At 35.8% G+C, this 17,109-nt stretch carries 16 protein-coding genes; 11 read left to right on the top strand and 5 right to left on the bottom strand.

The window, feature by feature from the left end:
* Positions 1–4 precede the first annotated feature (4 nt).
* From tsaB to rnd, 4 genes are all read left to right on the top strand, one after another.
* Entirely contained in the window at positions 5–724 is a 720-nt protein-coding gene (gene tsaB / locus DYE19_RS03505; RefSeq protein WP_115322629.1) for a tRNA (adenosine(37)-N6)-threonylcarbamoyltransferase complex dimerization subunit type 1 TsaB, read from the top strand.
* A 34-nt stretch (positions 725–758) separates the two neighbouring features.
* Entirely contained in the window at positions 759–1,301 is a 543-nt protein-coding gene (locus tag DYE19_RS03510) for a Slp family lipoprotein (protein ID WP_115322630.1), read from the top strand.
* A 130-nt stretch (positions 1,302–1,431) separates the two neighbouring features.
* Complete coding sequence (fadD, locus tag DYE19_RS03515) at positions 1,432–3,120, top strand: long-chain-fatty-acid--CoA ligase FadD (protein ID WP_049214216.1); 1,689 nt, start codon at positions 1,432–1,434, stop codon at positions 3,118–3,120.
* A gap of 55 nt (positions 3,121–3,175) precedes the next feature.
* Positions 3,176–4,336, top strand: coding sequence for a ribonuclease D (rnd, locus tag DYE19_RS03520; RefSeq protein WP_115322631.1), 1,161 nt, complete (start codon positions 3,176–3,178; stop codon positions 4,334–4,336).
* A 65-nt stretch (positions 4,337–4,401) separates the two neighbouring features.
* Here the strand turns inward: rnd and pta are convergent, their stop codons facing one another.
* On the bottom strand, positions 4,402–6,540 hold the full coding sequence (pta, locus tag DYE19_RS03525; RefSeq protein WP_049214219.1) for a phosphate acetyltransferase: 2,139 nt from the start codon (positions 6,538–6,540) through the stop codon (positions 4,402–4,404).
* Positions 6,541–6,610: 70 nt separating this feature from the next.
* The gene (locus DYE19_RS03530; protein WP_049214221.1) at positions 6,611–7,813 is read right to left on the bottom strand and encodes an acetate kinase; all 1,203 of its coding nucleotides are present in this window, start codon (positions 7,811–7,813) and stop codon (positions 6,611–6,613) included.
* A gap of 286 nt (positions 7,814–8,099) precedes the next feature.
* On the opposite strand from DYE19_RS03530, the gene yfbV reads away from it, so the two are divergent.
* The 3 genes from yfbV to purF all read left to right on the top strand — a co-directional run bounded on the left by yfbV (position 8,100) and on the right by purF (position 10,726).
* On the top strand, positions 8,100–8,543 hold the full coding sequence (gene yfbV / locus DYE19_RS03535; protein WP_115322632.1) for a terminus macrodomain insulation protein YfbV: 444 nt from the start codon (positions 8,100–8,102) through the stop codon (positions 8,541–8,543).
* Positions 8,544–8,706: 163 nt separating this feature from the next.
* The gene (locus tag DYE19_RS03540; RefSeq protein ID WP_049214224.1) at positions 8,707–9,198 is read left to right on the top strand and encodes a CvpA family protein; all 492 of its coding nucleotides are present in this window, start codon (positions 8,707–8,709) and stop codon (positions 9,196–9,198) included.
* A gap of 13 nt (positions 9,199–9,211) precedes the next feature.
* Entirely contained in the window at positions 9,212–10,726 is a 1,515-nt protein-coding gene (gene purF, locus DYE19_RS03545; protein WP_115322633.1) for an amidophosphoribosyltransferase, read from the top strand.
* 45 nt (positions 10,727–10,771) lie between these two features.
* Here purF and DYE19_RS03550 read toward each other — a convergent pair whose 3' ends face one another.
* On the bottom strand, positions 10,772–11,524 hold the full coding sequence (locus DYE19_RS03550) for an STM1630 family protein (protein ID WP_049214228.1): 753 nt from the start codon (positions 11,522–11,524) through the stop codon (positions 10,772–10,774).
* 317 nt (positions 11,525–11,841) lie between these two features.
* Between DYE19_RS03550 and DYE19_RS03555 the strand changes: the two genes are divergently transcribed.
* Positions 11,842–12,432 (top strand): UbiX family flavin prenyltransferase, encoded by a 591-nt coding sequence (locus DYE19_RS03555; protein WP_115322634.1) that lies wholly within the window; start codon positions 11,842–11,844, stop codon positions 12,430–12,432.
* 10 nt (positions 12,433–12,442) lie between these two features.
* Here DYE19_RS03555 and moeB read toward each other — a convergent pair whose 3' ends face one another.
* Together moeB and moeA are read right to left on the bottom strand one after the other, a co-directional pair.
* On the bottom strand, positions 12,443–13,165 hold the full coding sequence (gene moeB / locus DYE19_RS03560; protein ID WP_115322635.1) for a molybdopterin-synthase adenylyltransferase MoeB: 723 nt from the start codon (positions 13,163–13,165) through the stop codon (positions 12,443–12,445).
* A gap of 5 nt (positions 13,166–13,170) precedes the next feature.
* On the bottom strand, positions 13,171–14,394 hold the full coding sequence (gene moeA / locus DYE19_RS03565) for a molybdopterin molybdotransferase MoeA (protein WP_115322636.1): 1,224 nt from the start codon (positions 14,392–14,394) through the stop codon (positions 13,171–13,173).
* Positions 14,395–14,532: 138 nt separating this feature from the next.
* On the opposite strand from moeA, the gene folE reads away from it, so the two are divergent.
* From folE to DYE19_RS03580, 3 genes are all read left to right on the top strand, one after another.
* Positions 14,533–15,189, top strand: a complete 657-nt coding sequence (gene folE, locus DYE19_RS03570) for a GTP cyclohydrolase I FolE (protein ID WP_049214234.1) — start codon at positions 14,533–14,535, stop codon at positions 15,187–15,189.
* A gap of 312 nt (positions 15,190–15,501) precedes the next feature.
* A complete protein-coding gene (gene xthA, locus DYE19_RS03575) occupies positions 15,502–16,305 on the top strand; it encodes an exodeoxyribonuclease III (protein WP_049214236.1) in 804 nt (267 codons plus the stop codon).
* A gap of 9 nt (positions 16,306–16,314) precedes the next feature.
* Positions 16,315–17,088: a TIGR01619 family protein gene (locus DYE19_RS03580; protein ID WP_049214238.1), complete on the top strand. Its 774-nt coding sequence runs from the start codon at positions 16,315–16,317 to the stop codon at positions 17,086–17,088.
* The last annotated feature ends 21 nt before the right edge of the window (positions 17,089–17,109 follow it).

The following is a 17,109-nucleotide window of genomic DNA, read 5'->3' on the forward strand; positions in this document are numbered from 1 at the left end:
AAGCATGGATAATTTAACGTTATTAGCATTAGATACTTCGACTGAAGCTTGTTCAGTTGCTCTACTTTACAAAGGGGAAAAGACAAGCTTAGATGAATTTGCCCAGAGAACTCATACCCAACGTATTCTACCTATGGTTGATACATTATTAGCACAATCAGGTATTGGTTTAAAACAAGTCGATGGCTTAGTTTTTGGACGAGGACCTGGTAGTTTTACTGGTGTACGTGTTGGGGCAGGTATTGCACAAGGTTTGGCGTTAGGCGCGGATTTACCTGTGATTCCGATTTCTAATCTAACCGCAATGGCACAAGCAGCCTATGAAAAACAAGGTGTAGAGAAGGTATTAAGTGCTATTGATGCACGTATGAATGAAGTATATTTTTCACAGCTGAGTGCACAAAAAGTGCGGTTAGATGTGGGGGAGTTTTTAGATTGGCAATTGCTCTGTCCTGAACAAGTGTTAAGTCCCGAGAGCGTTGTTGCACAATTAGGACAATTAACAGATGGATGGAAAACTGTAGGAACGGGATGGTCAGCGTATCCTCAACTCACTGCTATCGTAGTTGGACGAGAAACGGATATTGTGCTTCCTTCTGCACAATATATGTTATCGCTTGCACAGTTAAAGTGGCTGCAAAAACAAACTATTAGTGCATTAGAGATTGAACCGACTTATTTACGCAATGAGGTGACTTGGAAAAAATTACCTGGACGTGAATAAATCTTAAATAACGTAAGTGTAATGGAGGTAAATCATGAAAAAACTGACCGCACTTTTTATGTCTGTACTATTAACAGGCTGTATTATGGCTCCAAAAGGATTAGAGCGTGATCAGTTTACGATACAGCGATTAGAGGCAATTACTGTAGAAGATTATGACTGTCAGTGCCAGCAGGCTCGTTTAGGTGGAAAAATTTTGTCAGCAACGGCACTAAAAGGACAAATGAGATTAGAGATTTTAAGTCTCCCAATTATTTCTCTTTCAGCTAAACCACATCTCTCTGCAGATACTAATGGGCGTTTTATTGCTTATCTGGACGGTTTTATTGATCCAGAAAGTTTAAAAGAACAATTTATCACTGTAAAAGGGACCTTAAAGAAACTAGAAGTGGGTAAAATTGATCAAGTAGACTATACCTATCCCGTTGTGATGGTAAATCATTACAAACTATGGAAATTGGTTTCAGAATATTACTATGATCCCGATGAAATGGCAGATTGGCGAGAGAGTCGACGACGTGGTTGGGGATATTCATTTTGGCGACCAGAGCCACGATTACGCTATGTTTTACATTAAAACAATATAACGAAATAAGAATATTTCAGAAAATAATTGGTAAGACCAGTCTTAAAACTTCTTATTTCGCATAACAGGCATGATTAAGTTATAATTTCGATCAATTTTTGTTAAAAAATAAGGATATAAAATGGAAAAACCTTGGTTTAAAAATTATCCAGAAGGTTCACCAAGAGAGTTGGATACGTCAAAATATGATTCTCTCCTTGATATGTTTGATAATGCAGTCCGTCAACATCCTGACCGTGCAGCTTATATCAATATGGGGCAAGTATTAACTTTTCGTAAATTAGAAGAACGTAGTCGAGCTTTCGCTGCTTATTTACAAAATGAATTAAAGCTTAAACGCGGTGATCGTGTGGCATTGATGATGCCTAACTTATTACAATATCCTATCGCGTTATTTGGTGTATTACGTGCTGGTATGGTTGTTGTGAATGTTAATCCGCTTTATACGCCACGTGAATTAGAGCACCAGTTAAAAGACTGTGGTGCGACAGCAATTGTTGTCGTATCAAATTTTGCGTCAACATTGGAAAAAGTTGTTTTTAACACGGATGTGAAACATGTCATTTTAACTCGTATGGGCGATCAACTTTCTTTTGGCAAACGGACTTTAGTTAATTTTGTTGTCAAATATATTAAGAAGTTAGTACCAAAATATAAATTACCTAACGCGGTTACATTTCGTGAAGTACTTAGTGTGGGGAAATATCGTCAATATGTACGTCCACAAATTGAGCGTAAAGATTTAGCCTTCTTGCAATATACAGGTGGGACAACAGGTGTGGCAAAAGGGGCAATGCTTTCACATGGTAATATTATTGTGAACATATTTCAGTCTAATTGGATTGCGGAGCCTTTTGTCGGTGATCGTACTAAAGAGCGTAAAGCCATTATTGCACTACCGCTTTATCATGTTTTTGCATTGACTGTAAATTGTTTATTATTTATTGAACTAGGTATTACAGGGGTATTAATTACTAATCCACGTGATATTGATGGCTTTGTTAAAGAATTGAAAAAACATCGTTTTGTGGCGTTAACAGGCGTAAATACCTTATTTAATGCATTACTCAATAATGAAAATTTCAAAGAAGTGAATTTCTCATCATTGAAACTTTCTGTTGGTGGTGGTATGTCTATTCAACAGTCAGTCGCAACCCGCTGGCATGAAACAACAGGCTGTAATATTATTGAAGGTTATGGTATGACAGAATGTTCACCACTAATTGCTGCTTGTCCAATAAATATGACAAAACATAATGGTAGCATTGGTGTGCCTGTACCAAATACCGATGTGCGTATTATTAAAGAGAATGGGCAAGAAGCAGAACTTGGTGAAGCTGGTGAATTATGGGTGAAAGGTGAGCAAGTTATGCAAGGCTATTGGCAACGTCCAGAAGCCACAGCTGAAGTATTACAAGATGGCTGGTTAGCTACGGGTGATATTGTTGTCATGGATAATGACTATTATTTACGTATTGTTGATCGTAAAAAAGACATGATTCTGGTGTCTGGTTTTAATGTATACCCAAATGAAATCGAAGATGTTGTCATGTTAAATTACAAAGTCTCAGAAGTTGTTGCCATTGGTGTACCAAATGAAGTATCAGGCGAAACGATTAAAATCTTTGTTGTGAAGAAAGATGAAAGCTTAACGCGTGATGAGTTACGTAAGCACTGTCGTCAGCATCTAACAGGCTATAAGATTCCAAAAGATATTGAATTCCGTGATGAATTACCAAAAAGTAATGTTGGTAAAATATTACGTCGAGTATTACGTGATGAGGAGCTGGCAAAACGTCCAGCTGAATAAGTCCATTCATTTAATTTGTTAGGGGCATAAAAAGCCCCTAATTTGTCGTATTAATATGAACTGTCAATTAAAAGAAATTCAAAATAAACCGCACTTTAAAGTGATCAATACAGATCTCGCTTTAGCTGAGATTTGCCATATAGTACAGCAAAAATCCGTTATTGCTTTAGATACTGAGTTTATTCGTATCCGAACGCTCTATCCTAAATTAGGTTTAATTCAACTGTATGATGGTGAGCAAGTGTATCTGATTGATCCTATTGTTATCCAAAATTTTTCACCTTTTGTTGCACTTTTAGCGAATCAGTCAGTATTGAAAGTATTACACGCGAGCAGTGAAGATTTAGAAGTTTTTTTACACTATTTTCAACAGCTGCCAATACCGATGCGAGATACGCAGATTATGGCAAATTTTCTCAACTTTCCTAACTCGACTGGCTTAGCAACCTTAATTCAGCATTATTTCCAATTAGAAATTGATAAAGGTGCATCGCGTACAGATTGGCTTGCTCGCCCTCTTTCTGAAAAACAATTGATTTATGCAGCTGCAGATGTATGGTATTTATTACCACTATATCAACGTATGCAGCAAGAATTAACGAAAACAGTTTGGCAAAAAGCTGTCGAAGATGACTGTAATTCACTATTAATTAAAAGAGAACAAAGTAAAGATCCTGAATTAGCTTATCTCTCGATTGCAAATGGATGGCGTTTGGATTCATTACAATTGATGCGCCTTAAACTTTTGGCAAAATGGCGACAAGAAGAAGCAATGAAAAGAGATTTAGCATTAAATTTTGTTGTCAGATCTGAACACTTATTGCAAGTTGCAAAATATAATCCAAAGCATACATCAGAATTATTGGAATTAGGATTAACTACACAGGAAGTGCGCATTCATGGTAAAAAAATATTGCATCTGCTGACACAAGTAAAGCGAATCCAGCCTACTGAATATCCAGCACCAATAGTACGTATTGCAGATGATCCGCGTTATAAAAAAACGCTAAAAGCACTGCAAGAAAAACTAAAAGCCTTATCTCCTCAAGATTTACCTATAGAAGTTATTGCAAGTAAACGTAGTTTAGAAAGTTTAATTAAGTGGTATTGGTTAGAAGAGGAATCGGTTGAAAAGTTACCAGACTTATTAATTGGCTGGCGTCGGGAATTTGGTTTAGCATTATTAGCGACATTAAAAAGTAATGAAAAGATTTAAATACTTGTAAAAATAAACCGCACTTTTTATACAAGTGCGGTTTGTTTTTTAGAAAAGTTTGGCTGTTATTGTGTTGCTTGGATTGCAGTGAGTGCAATAGTGTACACAATATCATCAACTAATGCGCCACGTGATAAATCATTCACAGGCTTACGCATACCTTGCAACATTGGTCCGATAGAAACTAAATCAGCCGAACGTTGCACTGCTTTATAAGTAGTATTACCTGTATTTAAGTCAGGGAAGATGAAGACTGTTGCCTTACCTGCAACTGGTGAGTTAGGTGCTTTAGAACGCGCAACATCTTCCATTACAGCTGCGTCATATTGTAATGGACCATCAATGATTAAGTCTGGGCGTTTTTCTTGTGCAAGACGTGTTGCTTCTTTCACTTTTTCAACATCTGCACCGCTGCCAGAAGTACCAGTTGAGTAGGAGATCATCGCTACTTTTGGATCGATACCAAAGGCTTTTGCTGAATCAGCAGATTGAATCGCAATTTCAGCTAGTTGTTCCGCTGTTGGATCTGGATTTACCGCACAGTCACCATAAACTAAAACTTGATCTGGTAATAGCATAAAGAAGATAGAGGAAACAATAGAGTTACCTGGTGCTGTTTTGATAATTTGCATTGGTGGGCGAATAGTATTCGCTGTGGTATGAACTGCACCAGACACGAGCCCATCAACTTCATTAGCCTCTAGCATCATAGTACCAAGTACCACATTATCTTCTAATTGTTCACGTGCAGAATCTTCGGTCATACCTTTATTTTTGCGTAGTTCGACTAAGCGAGCAACATAGTTTTCACGTACTGTTGCTGGATCGATGATCGTGATACCTTTACCTAATTGAACTCCCTGTGCTTCAGCAACACGCATGACAGATTCTGGGCTTGCTAATAATACACATTCTGCAATGCCGCGCTCTGCACAAAGTGAAGCGGCTTTAACTGTACGAGGTTCGTCACCTTCTGGTAGAACAATACGTTTTTGTGCTTGGCGTGCTAATTCAGTCAATTGGAAACGGAATGCTGGTGGTGATAAGCGACGTAAACGAGATGAGGCAGCGGCAAGCGAATCGACAAACTCACTATCAATCAGCTCACTGATATAACTTTTAATTTTTTCGATACGCTCTTTATCATCCACTGGTACTTCTAAGTTAAAGCTTTGTAATGCAAGTGCCGTTTGCCATGTGTTACCTTCCACACGGAAAATAGGTAATCCAGTGCTTTCAATAGCATGTTGGCATAATTTTTTAATTTGACTATCAATTTTGTAGCCACCAGTTAATAATACACCTGCAATTTCTACACCATTGCTTGCGGCTAATGCTGCAGCAACAATGACATCTGGGCGATCCGCTGATGTAACTAATAAACTGCCCACACGGAAGTGTTCTACCATATTAGTTAAATTACGTGCACAGAAAGTAATACCACGAATGCGGCGCTCGTTAATTGCACCTTCATGAATGATAGCTGCCCCTAAATGTTTCGCTAAATCAATTGCTCGTGTTGCAATAAGATCAGCGCTCCAAGGAATACAAGCTAAAATCTTGATCGGGCTTTTTTCAAAAAGGTGATAAATTTCAGAAACTTGATTTTGTGTATGCTGGAATGAATCAAAAATCTCGGCCAGATCAGGGCGAGTGCGACCTGATTCATCAATTGGTGCATTAAATTTATTAATGACGACACCTAATAAATTTGGATTGTTTTTACCACCAAATAAAGAGGCTGCTGCCTTAATTCGTTCTTTTAACTCAGCAGGTGTTTCCGTAGCAGGTGCTGCGACTAAAATAATTTCTGCATCAAGAGCTTGAGCGATTTCATAGTTAATGCTGTTTGCATAAGAATGTTTGCGTGTTGGAATTAAGCCTTCGACTACAATGATTTCATTGTTTTTGGCAAGTTGTTGATGATTTTCAACGATTTTTTCTAACACTACATCTGATTGGTTTTGACCAATTAATGACTCCGCAACACTTAACATAAATGGCTCGGCAGTTTCAATGGTAGTGCTCGTGCGAATAATTGATGTAGTACGATCAATCGTATCTTCACCTGAGTTTGGTTGCGAGATTGGTTTCATAAAACCAACTTTTGCCCCTTTTTGCTCTAAAGCATGAGTTAAGCCTAAGCTCACACTTGTTAAACCAACGCCAGCGCTAATTGGGATAAGGATAATTGTACGTGACATAATAAACCTTACATTTGTTAGTTGTTTACAAAAAGAAACTGCCGATAAATCGGCAGTTCATTGATCTATTTTAGATACAAAGACGAGCTGTATCTTGAGCAATAACAAGCTCTTCATTAGTTGGGATAACAATTGCAACAGGTGTATCATCTGCAGTAATAACACCTTCGTTACCAAAGCGTGCTGCTTTATTTTTGTCAGCATCAACTTGGTATCCAAATAGTTTCAAGTGATTTAAAGTTAACTCACGAACTAAAGAAGAGTTTTCACCAATACCACCAGTAAATACAATCGCATCTAAACGCTCACCAATAACTGCCATATAAGAGCCGATGTATTTAGCTAAACGGTAACAGAACACGTCTAATGCCCGTTTTGCCGCAGCTTCTTGAGCATAATTATCTTCAGAATAACGACAATCACTAGTGACTTCAGTTAATCCTAATAGACCTGATTTTTTAGTTAGCAATGTATTAATTTCATTAATAGATAGACCAAGATTATCATGAAGATAGAAGATAATTGCAGGATCGAGATCACCAGAACGAGTTCCCATGACTAAACCTTCTAATGGTGTTAAACCCATTGAGGTATCAATACATTTACCATGACGGATTGCAGCAACTGAGGCACCATTACCTAAGTGACAAGTAATTACGTTCACTTGATCAGCCGGGACATTTAAACGTTTTGCTGCTTCTTGGCTAACAAAGAAATGGCTTGTACCGTGCGCACCATAACGACGAATACCATTTTCTTTATATAAGGAATATGGCAATGCATATAAATAAGCTTCCTCAGGCATTGTTTGGTGGAATGCAGTATCAAACACAGCCACATTTCTATCTTTTAAATGTGGGAACATTTTAAATGCTTCTTCAATACCAATGAGATGAGCAGGATTATGTAATGGAGCAAATTGAACAGCGTCTTTAATGCCTTGAACAACTTCATCAGTGATGACGACAGAAGATGTGAATTTTTCACCACCGTGAACAATACGGTGACCAATAGCAACGATATCCTCTTTTAATGATGGATCTAAAGGAAAAATATTATTTACAATAAAGCTGAGTGCTTCACTGTGCGCCGCACCTGCACCTAAATCAGCGTTACCTTTTTCGCCATGTAATTTCCATTTGATACGTGCATCATCTAAATGAAATGCTTCAGCTAATCCTGATAATTTTTCATCACCATTTTGTGGATCTAAAATTGAGAATTTTAATGAAGAACTACCACAGTTTAAGATTAGGACTAATTTTTGAGACATAAGAGACCTATTATTTGATTTTAAGTTAAAAAAATTTATTCGCTCAATAATTGAGCGAATAGGCAGATGAAAATCTGATGCTTATAGGATACACCTTTCATACAATAAAATAAATTCACTAAGAGATAAAAATGAGACATTTATCAAAAAAATTATCAAATATTAAACATTTTTTGTAGTTGGTTAAAAATAAAGAAAAGTTGATGTTAAATTGAGCTGAATATTTGACTAAATTATGTTATCTTTATAGTGCAATCTTATTACAGAGACAGTATGTCATAGCACAATGAATTTTTTTCTTTTTTTTAAAAAAGGCCAACACTATTTAAAAAGTTGGCCATTGGAAAGTAAGCTAGGGATGATTTTTCCTGAAAATCGAGTGATTAAAGCGACGCTTTTTGCTCAGAAGTTTATGCCGTTCTTAGCAGTGTTTTCAATCACTTGGCAACAAGTTTACGCAAAGTCCGATATAAGTGCATTAGCAATAGCTGCATTGACAGCAATTTTTGCATTGTTGATTCCATTACAAGGTTTATATTGGTTAGGTAAACGTTCTATTACGCCCTTATCCCCACAAAGTGCGGTCTGGTTTTATGAAATTTGTGAGCGATTAAAGCAAGTTAACGAAGCTTTGCCTATGGTAAAAGAGCAACCCAACTACCAGAATTTAGCGGATGTACTCAACAAGGCGCAACGAAAACTGGATAAAGCTTTTTGGCAAGAATTATAAATGAGCTCAAGTTTATCGTGTTACCTTGCCTATTTTTATTAAGCTTTTTTCTTTTTTCTTTTTTATTTTTGTTCAACTTTCTTGAAATTTTCACTACGCAAACGTTTTCTTTTTTTGTAAAATAGCGCTGGCGAAAATTCGAGAGTTTTTTAGAGATATGCCTATGATTGATTATATTATCATCGCCATTATTGCATTTTCGATTATTATCAGTCTGTTACGTGGATTTATCCGAGAGGTCATGTCCCTTGTTAGTTGGGTTGTTGCATTTTTTGTAGCGAGCCATTTTTATCCTTATCTTGCTAATTATTTGACTCAAATCGAATCACTTTATATACGAAATGGGACAGCAATTGCCATTTTATTTATCGCAACTTTAATTGTTGGCGGTATTGTCAATTATGTTTTAGGTGAGTTAGTAGATAAAACGGGGCTAACAAGTACAGATCGAGTTCTTGGTGCATGTTTTGGACTACTGAGAGGTGTATTAATTGTGGCAGCATTGCTGTTCTTTATGGATACTTTTACGAATTTCAGCCAAAGTGATTGGTGGAAAGAGTCAAAACTAATACCGCACTTTGGTTTTATTGTTGAATGGTTTTTTCAACAATTACAAGCAGGTTCTAGTTTCATAAACTCAACTTTAAATAAATAGAGGATAAGCACGAATGTGTGGTATTGTTGGTATTGTTAGCCAAAATCCCGTTAACCAACTTATTTATGATGCGTTAACATTATTACAACATCGAGGACAAGACGCAGCAGGCATTGTAACAGTAGATGACGAAAATCGTTTTCGTTTACGTAAAGCAAATGGCTTAGTTAGTGATGTATTTGAACAAGTACATATGTTGCGTTTACAGGGCAATGCGGGTATAGGGCATGTTCGTTATCCTACAGCAGGCAGTTCTAGTGTTTCAGAAGCACAGCCTTTTTATGTCAATTCACCTTATGGCTTAACGCTTGTTCATAATGGTAATCTAACTAATTCTTCTGAGTTAAAAGAGAAGCTTTTTCGTTTAGCTCGTCGTCATATCAATACGAATTCCGATTCAGAATTATTACTCAATATCCTAGCGAATCACCTAGATAAATTTGAAAAATACCAGCTAGATGCAGATGATATTTTTGCTGCTATTAAACAAACACATAAAGATATTCGAGGCGCTTATGCTTGCGTTGCGATGATTATTGGGCATGGTATGGTTGCATTCCGTGATCCGAATGGAATTCGCCCTTTAGTGTTAGGAAAACGTGAAGAAAATGGTAAAACCGACTATATGTTTGCTTCTGAAAGTATTGCATTAGATACGGTTGGTTTTGAGTTTGTACGTGATATTCAACCTGGTGAAGCGGTCTATGTCACTTTTGATGGGAATATTCATTCAGAACAATGTGCTGAAAATGCTAAATTAACCCCTTGTATTTTTGAGTATGTTTATTTTGCACGTCCTGATTCTTGTATTGATGGTGTATCTGTTTATGCTGCTCGTGTGCATATGGGACAACGATTAGGGGAGAAAATAGCTAGAGAATGGCAGGATGTGGATGATATTGATGTAGTTATTCCTGTACCAGAAACCTCTAATGATATTGCCTTGCGCATTGCTCGCGTATTGAATAAACCATATCGTCAAGGCTTTGTGAAAAACCGTTATGTTGGACGTACATTTATTATGCCAGGGCAAGCACAACGTGTGAGTTCAGTACGCCGTAAACTAAACACAATTGCTTCTGAGTTTAAAGATAAAAATGTACTATTAGTCGATGATTCTATTGTAAGAGGGACAACTTCTGAACAAATTATTGAAATGGCAAAAGCATCTGGTGCTAAGAAAATTTATTTTGCTTCAGCAGCACCTGAAATTCGCTATCCAAATGTGTATGGTATTGATATGCCAACTAAGCATGAATTGATCGCTTATGGCCGTGATGTCGATGAAATTGCAAAATTAATTGGAGTAGATAAATTAATTTTCCAAGATTTAGATGCATTGACCGCCTCTGTTCAACAAGAAAATCCAGCAATTAAGGAGTTCGACTGTTCAGTGTTTACTGGTCATTATGTTACGGGTGATATTACACCAGAGTATTTAGATAATATCGCACAGCAGCGTAGTGATGTGGCAAAGAAAAAACGAGAAAAAGATGCGACTAATCTTGAAATGCATAATGAAAAATAATGATTAACTTTTAACCTTAGGCGCGTATTAGCGCCTAATTTATTTTTAATGTTTCTGATTACATTCAGAGTTCACTAAATGTGCGGGTTGACCTGTTTTTATATGGTTGAGTACATTAGTATTGATACGATAGATGTAAAAATCTTTTCCATCTTTCTTAATCTGTTCTGAAAGTATGATGGCATCATCATATTTTGATAGTACATAATACATTTTATGGTTGAACTCCACCATATCGAAAGTTTGCGTAAAACAAGGCCTAAAATAACCAATCACAAACGCTGCAATAACAAAATATAGATAAGTAAAGATCAGTAAGCAATATTGATGGTTGTAAATACATTTTAAGATGATATCTTTTTTGAAAAAAGTAATATATTTTTCAATATAGCCCTTTATAATGAAAGTAAAACAGATAAATAAAATGATATAGATTAGAATAACGAGATAATTGAAATAACCCGTTAATAAGAAATTAATAATTAAAAGAGGAAGCCAGATAATAAAACTTAAACTTGAAGCGCGTAATCGATTTAAGTTATTGTAAGAAAGGAAAGGCTTTAATTTCCGAACAGCATAAATTGCAAGAAAAGAAATATTTGCTAGTATCAGTGTAACTGAAATAACATAACCCGTCGTTCGAGCAATGTTGCTTATATGAATATCAACATACCACCATGGGTAGCCATAAAAATAAGATTGCCCCCATCCATATGAGTAAGCAGTTGACCAACCTAAAATGACTAAAAATGCCATAGAGGCAGAAGAAAATATGAGGTTACTTATATGTTTAAACATCAATTTCCTTATTGATAAAAAATAAATTAATTTTATTTTAAAATTAAATATCTCTGGTCTAACCTGTTGGATTTATTATGTTTTTGTTGTGTGATAATTAATCATTTGATTCTTCACAATCATTTTTATCTCTATTTTGTATTTTAAATCGTTTTATTGCTCGAAGAGATTTATCTTTAGGACAACAAATTAGCTCTATTTTAGAATGAAAGTTAGGAAAGAAATGAGATAAGTCTTTTTATCAATTATAATAACGCCATATTCAAAACAGAATTCATGATAGAATAACTTCAATTTATAGAAACTTATTTTTAGCTATGAAAAATGAAAAACAACGTCTCATTATTGCTATTTCAGGTGCTTCAGGGGCAATTTATGCAATCCGCCTATTAGAGGTCTTAAAGCCTCTTATACATATAGAAACACATTTAATCATAAGCAATGCAGCAAAACAGACTATTGCAGCAGAAACCCATTATAGTATCCAACAGGTTAAAGCACTTGCAGATGTGAATTATGACATTCGAGATATTGCCGCAGCTATTTCTTCTGGATCTTATCGTACTCTAGGCATGATAATTGTACCTTGCTCAATTAAAACGTTATCAGGTATTGCACATAGTTATACTGATGATCTCATTACTCGGGCAGCAGATGTTTGTTTAAAAGAGCGTAAGCCACTAGTGCTGTGCGTGAGAGAAACACCATTACATTTAGGGCATTTGCGTTTAATGACTCAAGCTGCAGAAATTGGGGCACAAATTATCCCTTTAATGCCTGCGTTCTATCATCATCCTAAAACTGTTCAAGATATTATTGATCAGAGTGTGAATCGATTGTGTGACCAATTTGGTATTGAATTAGAACAAGATTTGTTTCAACGTTGGGGAAGTATAGATAAAGAATAAATTACCCATTTTAAATGGGTAATTTTATTTCGCGAATAGACATATTTAGCCCGTCAATTATTAATAAACGCCCACAGAGATTCTTACCAATTTTTAATCGCACTTTTATTGCTTCGAGAGCTTGAATACTGCCCACAATGCCTACAATGGGTGCGAGTACCCCAGCTTCAACACAACTTAACACATTTTTACCAAATAACTGGCTTAATTGACGATAGGTCGGCGTATTTTCTTCATAAGTAAAGACGCTAACTTGCCCTTCCATCCGAATTGCCGCGCCTGAAACTAAAGGAATTTTAGCTTGTTGGCAACAAGTATCCATTTGATTGCGGATGTCTACATTATCAGTACAATCTAGCACAACATCAAAGTGCGGTATCATTTCAGCTAGTTCTGAAAATGTGAGTTTTTTATTCATCGTTTCAATTTGAATATGTGGATTTAAACGTTGTAAAGAAAGCTTTGCTGACTCTACTTTAGGCATATTTAAACGGCTATCATCATGTAATACCTGACGTTGTAAATTAGACAGTGAGACAGTATCAAAATCTAACAATGTTAAATGACCAATACCTGCTGTTGCAAGATATTGGCTTGCTGCGCAACCTAAACCGCCTAAGCCAACGATCAACATTTTGCTTTGTTTCAACATTTCTTGGCCATCAAAATCAATCGATTTTAAAATAATTTGGCGGTTATAACGTAGTTCTTCTTGATAGGAAAGTACTGTCATATTTACTACTTAATTAAATGATTAAAAGGCTCAATCGTCACAGTTTCATTTACCTCTACATTGCCACGCTCACGCTCTAGTACAATAAAACAGTTACTTTTTACAAAAGAACTGAATAAGTGCGATCCTTGAAACCCAACGGGCTCGACTTCAATTTCACCTTTATCATTCACGTGATAAAATCCCCGTTGAAAATCTAAACGCCCTGGAATTTTTTTCATTTTAGCAGTAGCAACAGCAGTAAAGCGTTGTGTAGGTTGCCATGCAGAATAGCCACTCAGTTTAGCAATAACGGGTTGAACTAATTGGTAAAAAGTTACAAGTGCAGAAACAGGATTACCAGGTAAACCACAGAACCAAGCATTTTCTAATTTACCAAAAGCAAAAGGTTTACCTGGTTTCATTGCAATTTTCCAGAAATTAATTTGACCTACTTTTTCTAACACGGTTTTAGTAAAATCAGCTTCGCCTACAGAGACCCCTCCACTTGTAATTACTAAATCTGCTTGTTGTTGCGCATTAATAAAGGCTTGTTCAAACTCTTGCTCATTGTCAGGCAAAATACCAAAATCTACAACGTCACAATTGAGCTTTTCAAGCATCAATTTAATAGCAAAACGGTTTGTATCATAAATTTGTCCTTCTGTTAAAGGTTGCCCCACTGGAACAAGTTCATCTCCAGTAGATAAAATAGCAACTTTCAAACGAGGAAAAGCTTTGACTTGTGAAATACCTAAAGAGGCAAGTAAAGGCAGAGAAGTGGCATTGAGTAAAGCACCTTTTGCTAAGATGATTTCATTTTGTTTGACATCTTCACCAATTTTACGGATGTTTTGACCAAGTTTGATATGATCAGCAATGAACGTGACAGTACCATCTTCATTCAAGATAGTCTCTTCCTGCATAACAACAGCATCGGCACCTTCTGGTAACATAGCACCTGTCATAATACGCACAACACTTAGAGCTGGCCATTCTTGTTTAAATGGATTACCTGCAAATGCTTTCCCTGCAACAGTTAAAGTTGGTGATTTTGCTAAGTCAGCTAAGCGGACTGCATAACCGTCCATTGCTGAGTTATCAAATGAAGGGACATTAATAGGTGAGATAACATCTTCAGCACAAATGCGATTAGCTGCTTGTGCTAATGAACATAATTCAACATTGTCTAGCGTTGGAGACGGTATTGCTTCCAACATTTGAGTAAGCGCTTGTTCAAGAGATAACATAATTTGAATCCTTTACATGCATTTTGAGATATGGAGTATTCTATACTAAAAACTTTTCATCCCATATAGTGATTATTCTCATTTTATTATTAAGTAAGAGTTTGCTAGAATGTGCGGATTATTTATCGGGAGTGTTAAATGAATAAGATTTCGCCAGAAGCAGAAAAAGTCCGTAATGCTTTATTAAGCAAGGGGATCGAAACCCCTATGATTGTGCCTACTCAGCCTAAAGATGAACGTCGAGTTGGGATTGAAAATCATATGCGTGAAGTAATGAAATTAATTGGTCTAGATTTACGTGATGACAGTCTAGAAGAAACCCCTGTACGTTTGGCAAAAATGTTTGTTGATGAAATTTTTAGTGGGATGGATTACGCTAATTTCCCGAAAATTACGAATATCGAAAATAGAATGAAAGTCAGTGAAATGGTGTTGGTTAATGATGTCACGTTAACGAGTACTTGTGAACACCATTTTGTGACAATCGATGGGATGGTTTCCGTTGCTTATTATCCCAAAAAATGGGTCATTGGCTTATCCAAAATTAACCGTATTGTGTCGTTTTTTGCACAACGTCCGCAAGTACAAGAGCGTTTAACTGAACAAATCTTATTAGCATTTCAAACGATTTTAGAAACGGAAGATGTGGCTGTTTATGTGAAAGCAACGCATTTTTGTGTTAAATGTCGTGGTATTAAAGATACTAATAGTTACACGGTCACTTCAGCATTTGGCGGTGTTTTCTTAGATGATCGTGAAACACGTAAGGAATTTTTAACGCTGATTAATAAATAAAATTTCGTTAAAAGCGACCGCACTTATTGCCCCGAAAATCTTTTAAGGGGCTTTATTTTTATTATGCTTCTATATTTTACGACGTTAACTCTATCCACGCCTTTCCACCCTCATTTCCCTCAGATTAATCCATTATCGACATTAATTTTGATTAAAAAATTAATAAGAAGCCAATATCAAAAATGATTCATCAGATTTATTTTCTATAAAAATGTGAGATAAGTAACAGAAGGGCTTTTTTCTACTTTAGCAATCTTTTATATACCAGTATAATGCCAAGTTTATAAGTTACATTAATAAGGAAATATACTAATGAAAATTATCTCTTTTAATATCAATGGGTTGAGAGCAAGACCACACCAGCTAGAAGCCGTCATTGAAAAATATCAGCCAGATGTATTGGGATTACAAGAGATTAAAGTTGCTGATGAAGCTTTTCCTTATGAATTAGTTCAACATTTGGGATACCACATTTTCCATCATGGGCAAAAAGGACATTATGGTGTGGCTTTGCTAACTAAAGAGAAACCAAAAGCGGTACGTAAAGGATTCTCGACAGATAAAGACGATGCACAAAAACGTATTATTATGGCTGACTTAGAAACGGAGTTTGGTTTATTAACCGTTATTAATGGTTATTTCCCGCAGGGTGAAAGCCGACATCATGAAACAAAGTTTCCAGCAAAAGAAAAATTTTATGCAGATTTACAGCATTATTTAGAAAAAGAGCACCCAGTCGATAATCCGATTATTGTCATGGGGGATATGAATATCAGCCCAACTGATTTAGATATTGGTATTGGCGAAGAAAGTCGCAAACGTTGGTTACGTACTGGAAAATGTTCTTTTTTACCAGAAGAAAGAGAATGGATAAACCGCTTATATAACTATGGTTTAGTCGATACTTTTCGCCATTTAAATCCTGAAGCTAGTGATAAATTTTCATGGTTTGATTATCGTTCAAAAGGGTTTGATGATAATCGCGGGTTACGTATTGATCATATTATCGCAAATCATACTTTAGCTGAGCGCTGTGTGGAAACTGGAATTGCATTGGATATCCGAGCAATGGATAAGCCTTCTGATCATGCACCTGTTTGGGCTGTATTTAAATAAGGCAAGATGATGGCACTAGAACAAAGCTGGCAAAATTATCGTTCAGTTATAAATGATAAGCTAGCTATCTTTTCAATTAATCTTGAAGTTTTAAAAAAATTTCCCTCAGAAGTAAGTCATAAAATTATACAATTTCAGTTTCCATATGATGTGATTGATGAAAATCAATTGCCTGCATTAGAAACTTATCAAGACTTAATGGGAAAAGTATTTAAAGTGTGGAGTCAATTGTGTGCATTACCAAACACGTTATATGCAGGACATGTTTTTTCGGCAGGTAATGCACAGCTCTACTTTTATTGTGATAATGCAGAAGTTGTTTTAGACGTATTACAACAGTTTGATCATATTGAAAATATTAATATTCAAGATGATCCTAATTGGGATATTTATTTTGATTTTTTATTACCTTCTCCATTGGAAATGAAAATTAATGCAACAGAAGAAGTGCTAGATTTACTTGTTCAAAATGGACGAAATCTCTCAGAGCCTTATTTGATTGAACATGGATTTCATTTTGAAGATGAAAATAATATGTTCCAATTTATGGAGTATTTTAATTTACAGCAGATTGACTTTATTTCAATGCAATACAGTAATACTCCTATACTTCTTGATGATGAAGCGCCCTTTTATGTTGTGAAATTAGAACAAGAGCTTAGATTAGATAGTATAGATATTTTTAAATATGTTGAGGAATTTGAACATATTGCATCACAATTTAATGGTGAATATATAGGTTGGGAATGCGACTCATTGCATAATCAAGAACAGTTGAATTAAGTAATAAGTAAGATAATTTAT

It is taken from the genome of Pasteurella canis, from assembly GCF_900454865.1.
In the GTDB taxonomy this organism is placed as follows: domain Bacteria; phylum Pseudomonadota; class Gammaproteobacteria; order Enterobacterales; family Pasteurellaceae; genus Pasteurella; species Pasteurella canis.

What these genes read in the sequence shown, in the direction of transcription:
- tsaB (WP_115322629.1), top strand. Translation starts at nt 5, where the DNA reads ATGGATAATTTAACGTTATTAGCATTAGATACTTCGACTGAAGCTTGT.
- DYE19_RS03510 (WP_115322630.1), top strand. Translation starts at nt 759, where the DNA reads ATGAAAAAACTGACCGCACTTTTTATGTCTGTACTATTAACAGGCTGT.
- fadD (WP_049214216.1), top strand. Translation starts at nt 1,432, where the DNA reads ATGGAAAAACCTTGGTTTAAAAATTATCCAGAAGGTTCACCAAGAGAG.
- rnd (WP_115322631.1), top strand. Translation starts at nt 3,176, where the DNA reads ATGAACTGTCAATTAAAAGAAATTCAAAATAAACCGCACTTTAAAGTG.
- pta (WP_049214219.1), bottom strand. Translation starts at nt 6,540, where the DNA reads ATGTCACGTACAATTATCCTTATCCCAATTAGCGCTGGCGTTGGTTTA.
- DYE19_RS03530 (WP_049214221.1), bottom strand. Translation starts at nt 7,813, where the DNA reads ATGTCTCAAAAATTAGTCCTAATCTTAAACTGTGGTAGTTCTTCATTA.
- yfbV (WP_115322632.1), top strand. Translation starts at nt 8,100, where the DNA reads ATGAATTTTTTTCTTTTTTTTAAAAAAGGCCAACACTATTTAAAAAGT.
- DYE19_RS03540 (WP_049214224.1), top strand. Translation starts at nt 8,707, where the DNA reads ATGATTGATTATATTATCATCGCCATTATTGCATTTTCGATTATTATC.
- purF (WP_115322633.1), top strand. Translation starts at nt 9,212, where the DNA reads ATGTGTGGTATTGTTGGTATTGTTAGCCAAAATCCCGTTAACCAACTT.
- DYE19_RS03550 (WP_049214228.1), bottom strand. Translation starts at nt 11,524, where the DNA reads ATGTTTAAACATATAAGTAACCTCATATTTTCTTCTGCCTCTATGGCA.
- DYE19_RS03555 (WP_115322634.1), top strand. Translation starts at nt 11,842, where the DNA reads ATGAAAAATGAAAAACAACGTCTCATTATTGCTATTTCAGGTGCTTCA.
- moeB (WP_115322635.1), bottom strand. Translation starts at nt 13,165, where the DNA reads ATGACAGTACTTTCCTATCAAGAAGAACTACGTTATAACCGCCAAATT.
- moeA (WP_115322636.1), bottom strand. Translation starts at nt 14,394, where the DNA reads ATGTTATCTCTTGAACAAGCGCTTACTCAAATGTTGGAAGCAATACCG.
- folE (WP_049214234.1), top strand. Translation starts at nt 14,533, where the DNA reads ATGAATAAGATTTCGCCAGAAGCAGAAAAAGTCCGTAATGCTTTATTA.
- xthA (WP_049214236.1), top strand. Translation starts at nt 15,502, where the DNA reads ATGAAAATTATCTCTTTTAATATCAATGGGTTGAGAGCAAGACCACAC.
- DYE19_RS03580 (WP_049214238.1), top strand. Translation starts at nt 16,315, where the DNA reads ATGGCACTAGAACAAAGCTGGCAAAATTATCGTTCAGTTATAAATGAT.